The sequence below is a fragment of the Rhizobium sp. CAU 1783 genome (assembly GCF_054551725.1).
This window is the reverse complement of record NZ_JBTOLM010000001.1, coordinates 270,774-282,966: the sequence shown is the minus strand read 5'-3', so window position 1 is coordinate 282,966 and position 12,193 is coordinate 270,774. Positions and strand designations below refer to the sequence as shown.

The window sequence follows — 12,193 nt, the reverse complement described above, 5'->3', positions numbered from 1 at the left end:
ACAAAGGTCCGGCGATACGCAATGGATCAGAGCGGCAGATCCACGCCAAGCTCTCCGGCGGGCACGAAGCGCGCCGTCGGCAGAATGGTCAGCGGCGGCAAGGTCTGCACCTCCCCACGGGAGAACATCAGGCGTCGCTCGCACGGCGAGGAAATGAAGAAGGGGAAGCGCGTCAGAAGCTTGCGTCCCACATCCTTGGTGTCGGTCGCCATCAGCGTCAGATCGATGTTGTACTTGCCGCAGTTCTTGGTCGGCGGCACGATCGTCTGGGCGTAGAACACGCGCTTGTAGAAGGCGGCATGCTGCGGGCTGACGAGCTGGAGAACGCGATCTGTATCAAAATAGGCCGCCGCCATGATGGCGATTCTGAGCGTCAGATAGGGGATCGCCGGCATCTCCTTCATGATGGCGGGATCGGCCGCGAAACGCACCGGATCGATCAGCGACATGCCGGCATCGAGGAAGGCGTCGATCTCCTTCGGAAAGATGTCGCGGGACGAGCTGACCCGATGATCGGGTGTGACATGGTGCATGCGCACCGTGCTGATCAGCTGCTCGTCGTAATAGACGCCAAAGACATAGGCCTGTGGATCGAAGTCGACGTCATCGATCAGGCGCGTACCGCTAAGCGGCAGGATATCGGCGATCTTGTACGCCTCGTAGCGGATGCGGGCGACATCCTCCATGTCCTCGCTGCTCTCGACGCGGCGGTATTCGACATGATCGAGGACTTCCATCAACTTCGCCGAGAAGCTCTCGGTCAGTGAAGCGTGCGCGTTCATTCCGGTCCCGCCGTTTACGTTTCGTTAACCAACCCTAGCAGCCAACGTGCAATTGTGCAGTTCCGAAATCTAGTAGTGCGGCAATTTACCTTTTGTTAAGGTTAACATTCGGTTAAAGGAAATGGTTAACACGAGGTGACGGCGCTAAATGCACCCTGAGAATCTGCTGGTTTTGGAGATTTCAGGCGTTTGGGCGAGTGTCAGGCGACGTTGGCTGTGCCAGCAAGGATCAACTTCTTCCGGGCCCGTTCCGCCATGTCGGCGACCCGGCTCGACGCAATCGGCATCGAGAAGACGTAACCCTGGATCAAATCGGCACAGTTGTACTTGGTGATCAAGGCCAGCTGGTCCTGGGTCTCCACGCCCTCGACGATGATGCCGAGCTCGAGCTGACGCGACAGCGTGACGATGCCGCGCAGGAGTTTGAGCCGCCGCGCATCCTCGCCGATGTTGCGGACGAAGGAGCGATCGATCTTCACCTGGTCGACCGGAAGCGCGTCGAGATAGCTGAGGCTGGAGAAGCCCGTGCCGAAGTCGTCGATGGCGATGGTGATGCCGTGTTTGCGCAGCTGTTCGAGAATGAGGCGAACCGCAGCCATCTCCTCGATCAGGCTCGATTCGGTGACTTCGAGATGAAGCCGCTTCGGATCGAGGCCGGTGTCGGCAAGAGCGTCCAGAACCGTCTGGACGATATCGTCGTTGCGCAGGTCCTGCACCGACAGATTGACTGAAACGGCGATCCCGTCGGGCCAGGTCACGCAGTCCCGGCACGCCTGACGGATCATGAAGCGGGTCAGACCGGAAACGATGCCCATCTCTTCGGCGATCTGGACGAAGATGTTCGGCGGAATGCTTCCCTTCTCCGGATGCGTCCACCGCGACAAGGCCTCGCAGCAATCGATTCGCGAACCGTCCGGCGCGAACATCGGCTGGTAGACGACCTGCAGCCCGTCGTTCTCGACCGCCGCCTGGAGATCCGTCTTCAGGCGCTGCCGCTCGATATAGCGCGCATCCATCTCGTCGGCGAAGGCGGTGAAGCTGCCCTTGCCACGAGACTTCGATTCGAACACCGCGAGGTCGGCCTTGATCTGCCACTCCTCCATGCGCAGTTCCGAGCTCTCGATCAGCACGGCGCCAGCGGAGAACGTGATGGTGAAGCTGGTGCCGTCGACGTCGTAGTTGCCGGCGATCGCCGCGTGGATGTCGCGCATCCGCTGCTCGAGGTCCGCGCGGCCTTCGGCATTCGGGAAGAACAGGGCATACTGGTCCCCGACGAGATGGCCGACGATCGCCTCCCCGGCGGCGAGCTTCAGCAGCCGGTTGGCCACTGCGGCAAGCAACCGGTCGCCCGTCACATGCCCCTTCATGTCGTTCACATGCTTGAACTCGTCGATGTCGAGGACCATGAAGCCGATTTCGCCGCTCTTCGTGCGGGCGGCGACGTTTTCCAGGACGAGATCGGCGAAGTAGCCGCGCTGCGGAAGACCCGTCAGCGAATCGAAGCGAACCATGTGCAGGATCTTGCGGTCGGCACGTACGCGCGCCGTGACGTCTTCGAAGATCAGGACGACGCCGCCTTCCGGGCGGCGGCTGGCCGAGAACTCCAGCACCAGGTCCTCGGAAAACTGCATGACGGCGCGGGAAATGGTGCCGTCCATCAGTTGCGTGAGCTGCCGCTGGATGAGGCTCGGCATCGACCCGTCGACGAAGGTGTGGCGCACGCCGTAGCGCAGCACCACGTCGAGATCGCAGTTCTTCAGGCGGTAGCGGTCACCGAGATTGAGCAGTTCACAGGCCTTGCGGTTGATCACCTGGATCCGGTTCTGCGGATCGAGCATCAGCAGACCATGCGTCATGTTGTTGAGCGCCGTGTCGAAGGTCTCGGCGATGATCACGTTCTCGCGGGCGACGATGACGTTCTCGTAGAGGAACTCCCGCACCCCGTTCGCCATCTTGCGGGTCGTCAGCATGAACGGCACGAGCATGATCGACAGGATCACCATATGTATGTCGCCGACCAGCAGGCAGCCGATCACGATCGGCAGGCTTGCAGTCGCCGTCTGCAGGTTGACCGCCTTGCGCGAGCCGAAATTGCGGCCGACGACCGAAACCATCGACGCCATCGTAACGGCAATGCAGGCGAGTTCCGCGAACGGATCCTGAAGGACGGCAATTGCATAGCCGCTGCCGACGCCGAGCACGGTCGTCGTGGCGACGCCGCCGTAAAGGTAGATGCGCTCCCAGTCGGCGATCTCGCTGCGCGTCAGCGCACTCTTGTCCACTTCGTCGAAGCTCAGGAACCAGTAGATGCGGAAGATGCAGACGATGGAGAAGATCGCGATGAGCCAGAGATAGAAGTCCGCACCGGATTTCTGATAGACGGCCACATAAGTGAGGATGTGCACCAGCATGCCGGTGAACAGCGTCTGTCGGTTGCCAAAAAGCGAGCTGACGAAGGACAGGTAGACGTCCGTCGGCACAGCTTCCTTGCTTTTAGCCTTCATCCGATGGCCTCCTCATCCGAGCAACCTATGCAAAACGATTTAAAAATCGATTGCTAGACCATCGGAAAATCCATAGCCGACCGAGGTTTCTCAAGGGCGACGATGGGTCTGGCAATACCGTCTTTCCGGCCCGATACCATGATTGCGATAAATGGACGCCGTTGGCAATCGGCGATAGGCCCGGCGGTAAAAGTCGACTGAATCCCGGCCTGAGACATGTACCGTTTCGGGACACCGCCCTATGGGGGCAGGGCCGCACGCAGCGGTCGCTTGCCCCTTGCGGCGGGCAAGCGCAGAATTGACGAAAACCATTAGACGAAAGGCTATGCCCGAGCCGGGGCACATATTGTGAAAAGGCCGGAAATCCGGCACTTCGCCCGGTTGCACGACTGTTGGCCATGCTCTAAGCACGACCTCGATATATGGGGAGAAAACCATGAAAGTGTTATTGGCAATCAGCCGGTTGATCGATGCGATCAACGGCGCGATCGGACGCTGGGTCTCCTGGCTGCTGCTCGCCGCGGTCCTGATCAGTGCAGGCAACGCCGTTGTTCGCAAGATGTTCGATATTTCATCCAATGCGTGGCTCGAACTGCAGTGGTATCTCTACGGCACCGTGTTCATGCTGGCAGCCGCCTATGCGCTGCTCAAGAATGAACACATCCGGATCGATATCGTCTCGAGCTCATGGAGCAAGAGGACCCGCGACTGGATCGACCTGATCCTGCACATCATCTTCCTCGTTCCGTTCAGCTTCCTGATCACCTGGCTTGCTTGGCCGTGGTTCTGGAACTCGTACAAGATTGGCGAGATATCCTCGAGCGCTGGGGGCCTTATCGTGTGGCCGGCCAAGGCTGCGGTCTTCTTCGGCTTCCTGATGCTGAGCGCCCAGGCAATCTCCGAAATCGTCAAGCGCGCGGCGATCATCTTCGGCTACCTCGAAGAAGATACCGAAGTGAAAGATGCCCACGAAGTGACGGAACACTGACATGATCGATTTCATCGCGCACAATCTCGCCCCGATCATGTTCACCACCGTAATGCTGATGCTTCTGCTCGGCTATCCGGTGGCTTTCACCCTCGCAGCAGGCGGCCTGATCTATTTCGCCCTCGGTGTGGAGCTCTCCTCGATCTCCCCGGAAATCAAGCTCTTCTGGCCTCTCCTTCAGTCCCATCCCGACCGCATTTACGGGATCATGTACAACGACACGCTCCTGGCCATCCCCTTCTTCACATTCATGGGGCTGATCCTTGAGCGGTCGCGCATGGCAGAGGACCTACTCGACACCATCGGTCAGTTGTTCGGTCCCATCCGCGGCGGGCTCGCCTACGCCGTCATCCTGGTCGGCGCGCTTCTCGGGGCCACCACCGGCGTCGTTGCCGCCTCGGTCATGGCCATGGGTCTGATCTCGCTGCCGATCATGCTGCGTTATAACTACAACCGTCCACTCGTCGCCGGCACCATCGCCGCGTCGGGCACGCTTGCACAGATCGTGCCCCCGTCACTTGTTCTGATCGTCATGGCCGACCAGCTCGGCCGCTCAGTCGGCGACATGTATGTCGGCGCGCTTTATCCAGCCATCCTGATTGTCGCCGCCTATTGCGCCTACATCTTCGCCATCACTCTGATAAAGCCGCAATGGGTACCGGCTCTGCCGCTCGAAGCGCGGACGCTCGGCGGCGGGGTTACGTCCCTGGCGGTCATGATCGCGGTCTGCGTGGGGCTCTATTTCCTCGGCCAGAACGTTCTGTTCACCGGCATCGCCAGCCCGGAATGGCGTGAAGTCGCGGCACTCGCCTTCGGTGTCTTCGCCGTCTATCTGGTGGCACTTGCCAACCGGACCTTCAGCCTAAACATCATCTCGCGCCTGACCCAGCAGGTCATCATCGTCCTGATCCCGCCGCTGGCGCTGATCTTCCTCGTGCTCGGCACCATCTTCCTCGGCATCGCCACGCCGACAGAGGGCGGCGCCATGGGTGCAACCGGTGCGCTGATCATCGCCCTTCTCAAGGGTCGCCTGACATTTGCGACCGTCAAGCACGCTCTGGACGCAACGACGAAGCTCTCGGCCTTCGTCATGATGATCCTGATCGGTGCCCGCGTGTTCGGCCTCACCTTCTATGGCATCAACGGCAACGTCTGGATCGAGGAACTGCTGTCGGCTCTGCCGGGCGGTGAATACGGCTTCCTGATCGTGGTGACGATCATCGTCTTCATTCTGGGCTGCTTCCTCGATTTCTTCGAAATTGCCTTCATCATGGTACCGTTGCTCGCGCCGGTAGCCGACAAGCTCGGCATCGATCTCGTCTGGTTCGGCGTCATCCTCGGCATCAACCTGCAGACTTCCTTCCTCACGCCGCCCTTCGGATTCTCGCTTTTCTACCTGCGTTCGATCGCGCCGGCCGGCAGATGGAAGGATCAGGTGACCGGCAAGACGATGGACGGCATGAAGACCCTCGAAATCTACAAGGGTGTGCTGCCTTACATCATCATCCAGTTCCTGATGATCATGGTCGTTATCGCCTTCCCCGGCCTTGTCATGCGCTACAAGGCAGACGCACCGACGATCAATCCGAACGACGTGAAGATCGAGGTTCCCGGCTTCGGCCAGGGCAGCGGTATGTCTCTGCCGCCGCTGGGATCGGATGGCGGACAGCAACTCGGCTTGCCGCCACTCGGTACCGACAATGGCAGCGGCGCTCAGGCGCCCGCGCTCGGCCTGCCGCCGCTCAATCTGGGCGGAGAACCGCCTGCAGCGGCTCCGGCCGCACCGGCCGCCAATCCGGCCCTCGATCTCAGCCAGCCGCCGGTCATCAAGTAAGACCGGCGCAGCCGCTCTTCCTGACCTTACAAAACAAGAAAGCCCCGACCGCACGGTTCGGGGCTTTTCTCTTGGGCGTGGGGCAGGCACACGGGGTCCCGAGGGCCTGCGCGACGAGGACCGACGGGCAAAGGAAAAGCCCCGGGGCGTGCCCGGGGCTTCCGTCTTTCATTCCTTGGCGTCGAAAGCTCAGAGCTTGCCGGCGCGCTGCTGGATCATCATGAAGGTATCGAAGGTATACTCGCCGAGCTGGGCCCACAGATAGGCGTCCTTCTTGAAGGCCAGCTGGTCTTCGTAGACCTTCTTGAAATGCGGGCTCTGGGCGCTGAGTTCGGCATAGATCTCGATGGCCGCCTGGTAGCAGGCTTCCATGATCTCCTGGCTGAACGGGCGAAGCACCGTGCCTTCGGCGACGAGCTGCTTCAGCGCCTGCGGATTCTTGGCGTCGTACTTGGCCGTCATGTTGGTGTTGGCGAAGGCACAGGCATCCTGGATGGCCGCCTGGTAGTGCTTCGGCAGGGCGTTGAACTTCTCCAGGTTGAAGAAGCCGTGAACGACCGGACCGCCTTCCCAGAAACCCGGATAGTAGTAGTACTTGGCGACCTTGTGGAAGCCGAGCTTGGAATCGTCGTAGGGACCGACGAATTCGGCAGCATCGATCGTGCCCTTCTCGAGCGCCGGATAGATGTCGCCGCCGGCGAGCTGCTGCGGCACGACGCCGACCTTTTCCAGCACCTTGCCGGCGAGACCGGCGATGCGCATCTTCAGCCCCTTCAGGTCGTCGACGGTGTTGATTTCCTTGCGGAACCAGCCACCCATCTGAACGCCGGTATTACCGGCCGGCAGGCCATAGAGCCCCTGGGTGGCGTAAAACTCGTTCATCAGCGTGTTGCCGTTGCCCTGGTAGAACCAGGCATTCGACATACGCGCATTGAGGCCGAACGGAAGCGCCGTGCCGATCGCGAAGGTCGGTTCCTTGCCCCAGAAGTAGTAGGACGTGGTGTGCGCGGCTTCGACGGTGCCGGCAGCGACGGCGTCAACGGCCTGCAGACCCGGCACGATTTCGCCGGCGGCGAAGACCTGGATCTGGAAATTGCCGTCGGTTGCGGCTGCAACGCGCTCGGAGATGTCGGTTGCGCCACCGAAAATGGTGTCGAGCGACTTCGGGAACGAAGACGTCAGGCGCCAGGTGATCTTGGGGTTCTCCTGGGCAATGGCAGGCGCTGCCAGCACCGTGGACGCAGCAACGCCCGCACCGGCGACACCCGCCTTCTTGATAAATGAACGACGATCCATGAATTGACCTCCCATCATGGTTTGCGCCACCGCGAGAATTCTTGCGCCCCCTCCCGATGGCAATGCCGGCGAGAAAAGCATGTTGTCCAAAGCGTTTCAAGCGGCGGGGCAATATTCTTTCGGCGTAGAGAAATTTCGCACTCCGCTTGTGATCGTATTCGTGCTTGCGATTGTAATATTTGGTTTTTCGACAGCGCCATCCGGACTTCCGACACCCGCCAGACCGGCGAAAATCAGACGAACTTCAGCGTCCGAAACGGGCGACGGCCGCAACCGCTTCGGACGGGTTAAGGCGGTAACGGGACACCTGCCGAACTGCCAGCCAGCACACGGCAAGTGAAATTCGGATATTGACTTGAGGCCCCGGCTCACTTCATGAAATTGCTCTGCCTCGCCCAGGCTTTTTTCCGGAGTCTTTCATGCCCAGACCGATTATTGCCGTTCCCGCCGATATTCGCGAGTTCGACGGAACGCATTGGCACGCAGCCCAGAACCAGTATGTCCACGCGGCGCTCAAGGTCGCCGACGTCATGTCCTTCATCATCCCGGCCTTCGTGGATGGCAATGACACCGATGCTCTTCTGGATCGCGTCGACGGCCTGATCGTATCCGGCTCCGCGACCAACGTGCATCCCTCCCTCTACGGCGGAGAGGTCCGAGAGAGCGACGGCCCCTTCGATCCGGCCCGCGACGCGACCACCCTTCCGCTGATCCGCCGTGCGATCGAACGCGGCATTCCGCTGCTGGCCATCTGTCGCGGCATTCAGGAACTCAACGTCGCGCTCGGCGGCACGCTTGCCACCGAGATCCAGGAACAGGAAGGGGTCTGGGACCACCGCAAGCCGCAGCATCCGGATCGCGACGTCATGTACAGCATCCGTCAGGATGTCATCATCGCCGAGGGCTCCTGCATTGCCCGTTATCTCGGCGCCGGATCTATCCCCGTCAACTCGCTGCATCGCCAGGCGATTTCCAAGACGGCGCCCGGCCTGCAGGTCGAGGCCCTGGCAGAGGACGGGACCATCGAGGCCGTTTCGGTGATCGGCGCCAAGGGCTTTGCCATCGGTGTCCAGTGGCATCCGGAATACTGGGCCGAAACCGACCGCCCGTCTCGCGCGCTCTTCGAAGCCTTCGGCGACGCCGTTCGCGACTACGTCAAGACCAAGGCCTGAGCGGCGGGCATCACGAAATGACTTTCACAAGGGGCCTCAAGCCCCTTGTGGCGTTTCCGGCACCGGCGTGAGCGCCCGGCCGGTGGTGAACCACGACACGAGATTGTCGACGACCAGATCCGCCATGGCGTTGCGGGTCGGAACCGACGCCGATGCCACATGCGGCAGGACGGAGACATTCGGCAAATCGAGAAGCGCCTGGGGAACATGCGGCTCCTTCTCGAACACGTCGAGACCTGCCGCCGCGATCGTTCCGTCCGTCAGCGCCGCGATCAAGGCCGTCTCGTCCACTGTCGTGCCGCGGCCGACATTGATCAGCACGCCGTTCGGCCCGAGCGCCTTCAGCACATCGGCATTGATCGCCTTCAGCGTCTGCGGCGTGTTCGGCACGATCGAGATGAGTGTATCGACCGCTTCGGCGAGCCCTGCAAGCGTCGGGAAATGCGTGTAACCGACATCCGAGCGCGGGCGCCGCGTATGGTAGCTGATCCGCACCTTGAACGGTTCGAGGCGCCGCGCGATCTCGATGCCGATCCGGCCGAGTCCGTGGATCCCGACATGCCGCCCCTTGAGCGACAGCGGCGTCAGCGGGAATGGCCCCTCTTCGGCCCAGCGCCCCTGCCGCAGCCATGCCTCTGCCTGGGGCAGGCGCCGGATGGTGTTGATCAGCAGCGCGACCGCCGTATCGGCGACCTCGTCGTTCAGGACATCCGGCGTGTTGGAGACGACGATGCCGCGCTCTGCCGCCGCGGCTACGTCGACGCCGTCATAGCCGACACCGAAGCTCGCGACCATTTCAAGCGCGGGCAGCCGGTCAATCCAGCTGCGCGGCAGGGCACCGGAAACGGCAATCCCGCGGACCCTTGCCGCCTCGGCCTCCGAAAGCTCGAGATCGGCGCCGTGCGGCACGGCAAGAATGTCGAAGTGTTCCTTCAGCCGCTCCGGCACCCGGGAATTGATCCGGCCGGGCACCAGGATCGTGACGCGCGCGTTCGACATGCTCGTCCTCCTCTGTCTTTGGTCTGTGGGGCGTTGAGGCCTACTGGCGATGGATCGGACCGGTCGACTGACGGATCCGCATTTCCGGCTTGATCAGATGGATGCCGTCCGGCTCGTGGCTGCCGGCCAGTCTGTCGAGCAGCGCGCGGGCGGCCAGCCGCCCGACCTCCGCCTGGCCGTTCCAGACGGTGGTGAGCGCAGGCGTGGCGATCGAGGCCTCCTCGAGATCATCATACCCGGTGACCGAGATATCCCGGCCGGGAATGAGCCCCGCGCGGGCGATGCCGTTCATCAGGCCGATCGCCACGAGGTCGTTCCAGCAGACCGCCGCCGTCGGCTTCTGCGGCAGGGACAGGAAATGCACCGCCGCCTCGAAACCGCCCTGCTTGGTGCGCGGCCCTGGAATGCGCAGCTCCGGATCGACTTCAATGCCGGCCTTGCGCAAGGCATTCACATAGCCCTGATAGCGGTCGCGGCCGGTCGATGTCTGGTCGGTACCGCCGATCATCGCGATGGTGCGGTGACCGAGCCCGATCAGATGATTGGTGGCGAGCGAGATGCCATAGCTGTCGTCACCGCGATAGGTCGGAACGTCGAGGCCGTCCATCTGGCGCGCGATCAGGATCGCCGGCATCCCGTTGTCCTCCGCGAGCTTGATATCCTCGACCGGTGTCCCGATCGCCGGCGACATGATCACGCCGTCGCCGCCGAGCTGAAGAAGCGTTTCTATGAACATCCGCTGCTTCTCGACGGAGTCGTAGTGGTTCGACAGGATGAAGGTATGGCGGCTGCGGTCGAGTTCGCTCTCGATGGCCTTGAGGATTTCTCCGTAGAAGGGGTTCATGATGTCGTGCACGACGACGCCGATGATGCCGGAACGCGACGTCCGCAGGCTGGCGGCCCGGCGATTGTAGATGTAGCCGAGAACCCGTGCCTGTTCCTTGATCTTGTCCCGCGTCTCGGCCGCGACCAGCGGGCTGTCGCGCAACGCAAGTGAGATCGTCGCCGTCGAGAGGCCGAGCGTCTCGGCGATCGTTGATAGCTTTACCTTCTGAGCCACTGCCCCTCCCCTCCGGCCAAACTCTCCCCGGCCGGCATGCCAATACGAACTTAAATAGTTTAATTAAACAATTTAAGTTCGTTTTTCAATTCCCGCCAGCACGGAAAACGCCGGCCGCCCTCAGTCTTTCGGCGTATCGGTGACAAGGTTCGCCTCGACGACGGCCAGCAGCTTCACCAGTTGCCTGACCTCCTTGCCGGACAGTCCCTTCGTTGCCCGCTCCTCCGTCTCGACCGCGGCTGCGACGATCTGATCGAGCCGGTCGCGCCCGTTGGCAGTGAGATGGACTGTGGTGAGACGGCCGTCCTTGTCGTCCGATCGGCGCTCGACGAAACCCTGTACTTCCATGCGCCCGATCGTGCGGGTCATGGTCGGCGCCTTGACGCCGAGCCTCTGCGCCAGAAAGCCAGGCGTCAGCCCGTCCTCCTCCGCAAGGAGCTGAACCACGGTGTCCTGCCCGGCATAGAGCCCGCTGTCAGAGAGCCTGCGCGACAGTTCCGTGCGCATGGCCCGCGCCGCCTGGGTGACTGCGGCTGCGATCGACGGACTGCGGTCGGCCGCATCCTTCTTCTTCGCCGACTTGTTCTTCTTGTCGGACTTGTCCTTTTTCGCCATTGTCCCCCCTGTCGCCGAGCGCGATCCGCTCTTGTTGCTGTGCCGGCTAACATTCGGCGTGCCAACCCATAGCCAATTACGAAGACCGACGCCAGATGCCCTACCCCGCTCCCCGCTTCGCCGACAATGATCCCGGGCTTGCCCCCGAGGCTCGCCGCGACTGGATCGCGCTCCTGCCGCTCGGCGCCCATGAACAGCACGGCCCCCACCTGCCCTTCGAAACGGACAGGCTGATCGTCGAGGGTATTGTCGACCGACTTGTCGCGCGGCGCCCCGCGGACCTGCCGATCACCGTCCTGCCCGCCGAGCCGGTCGGCTACTCGATCGAGCACATGGACGTGGCAGGCACCCGGACGCTCGGCTATCAGGAAGCGGTCGAACGCTGGCTCGGCATTGCTGAAAACCTGTCAGAGAAGGGCATCCGCAAGTTCGTCATGCTGAACGCCCATGGCGGCAATTCTCCCCTGATGACGATCGTCGCAACCGAGGCACGGGTGCGTTTCGGCATGCTGGCAGTCGCCACCAGCTGGACGCGCTTCGGCCTGCCGGAAGGCGTGATCGATCCTCAGGAGAAGGCAATCGGTATCCATGGCGGGGAAATAGAGACATCCGTGATGCTGGCACTTCACCCCGACCGCGTCGCGATGGACAGAGCAGAAGACTTTCCCTCGCACCAGTCCGAATTCGCCGCCCGCTTCAAACACCTGCGCGCCTATGGCCCGCACGCATTCGGCTGGAAGATGGCGGACCTCAACCCTCGCGGCGTGACCGGCAACGCCGCAGCCGCAACGGCGCAAAAGGGCGAGAAACTGATCGACCATGCCGTGACAGGGCTGATCGAGCTTCTGCGGGATGTACAGATGTTCGACATCGATACTTTTGTCTGCGCAAAGGATTGAGCTGCCCTCAACAAAGCCTTTGAACTCGTCCGGGCCAGCGCCTA

Annotated in this window: 10 protein-coding genes; 4 read left to right on the top strand and 6 right to left on the bottom strand. The window is 61.9% G+C overall.

Translation table 11 applies throughout. The annotated features are described in order from the left end of the window. Positions 1-26 precede the first annotated feature (26 nt). Positions 27-782 (bottom strand): N-acyl amino acid synthase FeeM domain-containing protein, encoded by a 756-nt coding sequence (locus ACX93L_RS01205; RefSeq protein ID WP_459403154.1) that lies wholly within the window; start codon positions 780-782, stop codon positions 27-29. Positions 783-982: 200 nt separating this feature from the next. After that, a complete protein-coding gene (locus tag ACX93L_RS01200; RefSeq protein ID WP_459403153.1) occupies positions 983-3,286 on the bottom strand; it encodes a putative bifunctional diguanylate cyclase/phosphodiesterase in 2,304 nt (767 codons plus the stop codon). 436 nt (positions 3,287-3,722) lie between these two features. On the opposite strand from ACX93L_RS01200, the gene ACX93L_RS01195 reads away from it, so the two are divergent. Together ACX93L_RS01195 and ACX93L_RS01190 are read left to right on the top strand one after the other, a co-directional pair. Next, entirely contained in the window at positions 3,723-4,274 is a 552-nt protein-coding gene (locus ACX93L_RS01195) for a TRAP transporter small permease subunit (protein ID WP_459403152.1), read from the top strand. A 1-nt stretch (position 4,275) separates the two neighbouring features. Beyond that, on the top strand, positions 4,276-6,108 hold the full coding sequence (locus tag ACX93L_RS01190; protein ID WP_459403151.1) for a TRAP transporter large permease: 1,833 nt from the start codon (positions 4,276-4,278) through the stop codon (positions 6,106-6,108). A 189-nt stretch (positions 6,109-6,297) separates the two neighbouring features. Here ACX93L_RS01190 and ACX93L_RS01185 read toward each other — a convergent pair whose 3' ends face one another. Next, on the bottom strand, positions 6,298-7,404 hold the full coding sequence (locus tag ACX93L_RS01185) for a TRAP transporter substrate-binding protein (protein WP_459403150.1): 1,107 nt from the start codon (positions 7,402-7,404) through the stop codon (positions 6,298-6,300). A 419-nt stretch (positions 7,405-7,823) separates the two neighbouring features. Between ACX93L_RS01185 and ACX93L_RS01180 the strand changes: the two genes are divergently transcribed. Next, a complete protein-coding gene (locus ACX93L_RS01180; protein WP_169586138.1) occupies positions 7,824-8,576 on the top strand; it encodes a gamma-glutamyl-gamma-aminobutyrate hydrolase family protein in 753 nt (250 codons plus the stop codon). A 36-nt stretch (positions 8,577-8,612) separates the two neighbouring features. Here ACX93L_RS01180 and ACX93L_RS01175 read toward each other — a convergent pair whose 3' ends face one another. From ACX93L_RS01175 to ACX93L_RS01165, 3 genes are all read right to left on the bottom strand, one after another. Next, positions 8,613-9,575 (bottom strand): 2-hydroxyacid dehydrogenase, encoded by a 963-nt coding sequence (locus tag ACX93L_RS01175; protein ID WP_459403149.1) that lies wholly within the window; start codon positions 9,573-9,575, stop codon positions 8,613-8,615. 40 nt (positions 9,576-9,615) lie between these two features. After that, positions 9,616-10,635, bottom strand: coding sequence for a LacI family DNA-binding transcriptional regulator (locus ACX93L_RS01170; protein ID WP_459403148.1), 1,020 nt, complete (start codon positions 10,633-10,635; stop codon positions 9,616-9,618). 120 nt (positions 10,636-10,755) lie between these two features. Next, positions 10,756-11,250: a MarR family winged helix-turn-helix transcriptional regulator gene (locus tag ACX93L_RS01165; protein ID WP_459403147.1), complete on the bottom strand. Its 495-nt coding sequence runs from the start codon at positions 11,248-11,250 to the stop codon at positions 10,756-10,758. 95 nt (positions 11,251-11,345) lie between these two features. Between ACX93L_RS01165 and ACX93L_RS01160 the strand changes: the two genes are divergently transcribed. Beyond that, positions 11,346-12,149: a creatininase family protein gene (locus ACX93L_RS01160; RefSeq protein ID WP_459403146.1), complete on the top strand. Its 804-nt coding sequence runs from the start codon at positions 11,346-11,348 to the stop codon at positions 12,147-12,149. Positions 12,150-12,193: the final 44 nt, after the last annotated feature.

Excerpts from the sequence above, each read along its gene's own strand:
- ACX93L_RS01180 (WP_169586138.1), top strand. The coding sequence starts at position 7,824 with ATGCCCAGACCGATTATTGCCGTTCCCGCCGATATTCGCGAGTTCGAC.
- ACX93L_RS01175 (WP_459403149.1), bottom strand. The coding sequence starts at position 9,575 with ATGTCGAACGCGCGCGTCACGATCCTGGTGCCCGGCCGGATCAATTCC.
- ACX93L_RS01160 (WP_459403146.1), top strand. The coding sequence starts at position 11,346 with ATGCCCTACCCCGCTCCCCGCTTCGCCGACAATGATCCCGGGCTTGCC.
- ACX93L_RS01205 (WP_459403154.1), bottom strand. The coding sequence starts at position 782 with ATGAACGCGCACGCTTCACTGACCGAGAGCTTCTCGGCGAAGTTGATG.
- ACX93L_RS01165 (WP_459403147.1), bottom strand. The coding sequence starts at position 11,250 with ATGGCGAAAAAGGACAAGTCCGACAAGAAGAACAAGTCGGCGAAGAAG.
- ACX93L_RS01190 (WP_459403151.1), top strand. The coding sequence starts at position 4,276 with ATGATCGATTTCATCGCGCACAATCTCGCCCCGATCATGTTCACCACC.
- ACX93L_RS01200 (WP_459403153.1), bottom strand. The coding sequence starts at position 3,286 with ATGAAGGCTAAAAGCAAGGAAGCTGTGCCGACGGACGTCTACCTGTCC.
- ACX93L_RS01185 (WP_459403150.1), bottom strand. The coding sequence starts at position 7,404 with ATGGATCGTCGTTCATTTATCAAGAAGGCGGGTGTCGCCGGTGCGGGC.
- ACX93L_RS01195 (WP_459403152.1), top strand. The coding sequence starts at position 3,723 with ATGAAAGTGTTATTGGCAATCAGCCGGTTGATCGATGCGATCAACGGC.